Source organism: Fusibacter sp., from assembly GCF_057447755.1.
Genome location: NZ_JBVBZF010000432.1, coordinates 1 through 2,501, shown reverse-complemented (window position 1 = coordinate 2,501; position 2,501 = coordinate 1). Strand labels below are relative to the sequence as shown.

2 protein-coding genes are annotated in these 2,501 nt (G+C 34.9%); both read right to left on the bottom strand.

What is annotated here, in order from left to right; translation table 11 throughout:
• Positions 1 to 164 precede the first annotated feature (164 nt).
• Positions 165 to 1,202, bottom strand: coding sequence for a hypothetical protein (locus AC220I_RS21280; protein WP_486725879.1), 1,038 nt, complete (start codon positions 1,200 to 1,202; stop codon positions 165 to 167).
• Between the two features lie 182 nt (positions 1,203 to 1,384).
• A partial coding sequence (locus tag AC220I_RS21275) for a GIY-YIG domain-containing protein (RefSeq protein WP_486725878.1) occupies positions 1,385 to 2,501 on the bottom strand: 1,117 nt, incomplete at its 5' end.

The window sequence follows — 2,501 nt, the reverse complement described above, 5'->3', positions numbered from 1 at the left end:
CATCTGATTAGACCGTCTCAGTACCTGCATAGGCATTTTTTCATCAAGCCTATAGCTGATGCTTATGGGCGATGAGCCTTCATGCTTAACGTAGCTTGCTAATCCAAGACAGGTGTATGTTTCTGTGGCACCAAAGGCATCAGATTCACATCTGTAGCTTAAGATCACCTGTGCAGCTCCAACCACTTCATCAAGTAGGGTCTATCATTATTTGCTGGCACTTCATACCATTCCGAGCATAAAAAATAATAATCTTCATAGATTTTTACTGGTGCAGAATAATATCGTGTAGGGCTTTTGCCATCTGTATCACTGACTTTTAATAATAATGGAAATTGAATATCAAAAACTTCTTTTGAATATTCTTTTGTCAACAGTTTCTCTATTTCATCCTTTGGAACTTCTCCGTCTTCAAGCATCTTACGTAAAACTGTACGAACAATCACACCTATTTTCATTTCTTCAAGACCATCTAATCCACTGTATGTAATGGCCTCCATTTGAGACGATATCCTTTTAGATACTGATTTAACAGAACGCTCAACCCTAATCTTAGGCGTTTTTCCAGCGAATAGATTGTACATTTGCAAACTTCTCATAAATAATTCTGAAGTATCCGCAACATCGCCCAGTACGTTCAGTACCGGTTCAAGAATTTTATCGCTGAACTCTTCATTTGCAATAATTCTGATTTTATATTTTAACCCTAAGGAATCCAAAACAGCTTCCATATCATCGATACATCGGCTAATATCTGTCATAACCGAAGGATTAATCTTAGGTGACGCAAAGATAATAGTTCCATAATCTACATCATAATAACCATATAAACACATTGCTGTACGAATGCATTTTTTAATCACTCTCGTAACCGTTTCATCTTTAGTACCATAGTTTAAACCTGCTTCGTGAAAAGCAACATCAATCGCATAAACGTGTTTATCACTTTCATCAAAATTAATACCGATTACGTCTATTTCAGCCTGTAATAAAATCTGATTAATACCACTGTTCCTCTTATATAGGTCATAGCCAAATTTTGAACTAAAAATAGAATCCGATTTATTCAAAAGTTGTTCTAGGACATCCTTATGCTTTAGTTCCCACTTATTAGATGCCTTCCAATTCGTCTGGACCAGTTGGCATTCCTTTATGTGCTTTAACCAAGAAAGTAGTAGTGATTCACCTATTTCGATCTTCATTGTAACCTCCTAAATCCTTGAAATACATTTCAATTCTCTATAATCTTATCGATAATCAATAGATGTTAATATTTTCAAACGCTTTCTATTAGATCGTTCCTTATCTACAAAAGGCTTTACCTGTCTTTATAAAAATACTTTTCTATTTTATTCTGACAACAAGATTTAATCAGCTTATCATCCTATTTCAAAAAATATCTGATTTTAATGGTAGAACTTTTACCACTTGGAGTGGTATGGATAATCTCATCACTATCCTTCATTAAGGAATACATTGCACTGCAAACGGATGGCATTTTGCTTGATAATCCCATTTGTTTATGCACTTCGCCTGAGACTATATCAACAAACGCCATTCCTTCTCTCCTTGAGTGATCAATGATTTTAGAGACAAAAGCTCTGATATCTGAGGTCGATACTCTTCCTTTAACTGGATTAACATGAACATTAAATATTTTCACTTCAGAATTTGCTTTTTCTCTGCTCTTTTCTTTAACCGATATGACATTAGATAGACGATTTGTTCCATTTATTACATCCCTTTTTAAAGACTCAACATCACTGCAACTAAGTGTCTTTCCATTTAATCCCTGAGTATTCCAAAGTCCACTTTTTTCAATTTCAGGCTTGGGACAATAGCGACCTAACCAATCATTAGAACTTATAAATTCTTCTGATTTATTGAGTGTTGCAATTAAAGCCTCTTCTATTCTAAGTCTATCTTTTTCATCCTCCACCAAAATGCAGGTAAATGATATTCTGGATCTTAAATAAGCAGATACACTAACCTCAATTGCTTTCTTGCAGTCCAATTGATTATCGCTAAACCTATTTTTAACACTCGGTTTTGACCAATCTAAGGCCCAAATGGCTTCAAATGGATCACGCACTCGATGCAACAGTGATAATCCTACATTTTTTCTTAAGATACTGCCATCTTTATTTTCCTTTAGAAAATGATCCTTAAGGCGTTCTTTTAGTCTACCATCGGCACGATGTGTTCCAATTCTAACGATTCTATCCATACCATATAGTCGTTCACCTTTTTCGAACATGATATAGATTCCATTACGAAAAGGAATCTTATCGATTTTATCCCAATGATATCTAGGCAAGTGTGTCAACCATTCATGTATAAGAAAACTGCTCGATGTAGAATTCTCCTTATTTTTCGATTTATCAATAAGTTCCTTTAGTTTTGGAATCCACAATCCCATGCTTTGACCTTCAAGGGGTAGGGTATAGGATTTTAATGATGATAGCAAAAATTCATTATAGACTCGTCCTGCCAAAATGATG

Coding starts and splice junctions, on each gene's coding strand:
- AC220I_RS21280 (WP_486725879.1), bottom strand. CDS start 1,202: ATGAAGATCGAAATAGGTGAATCACTACTACTTTCTTGGTTAAAGCAC.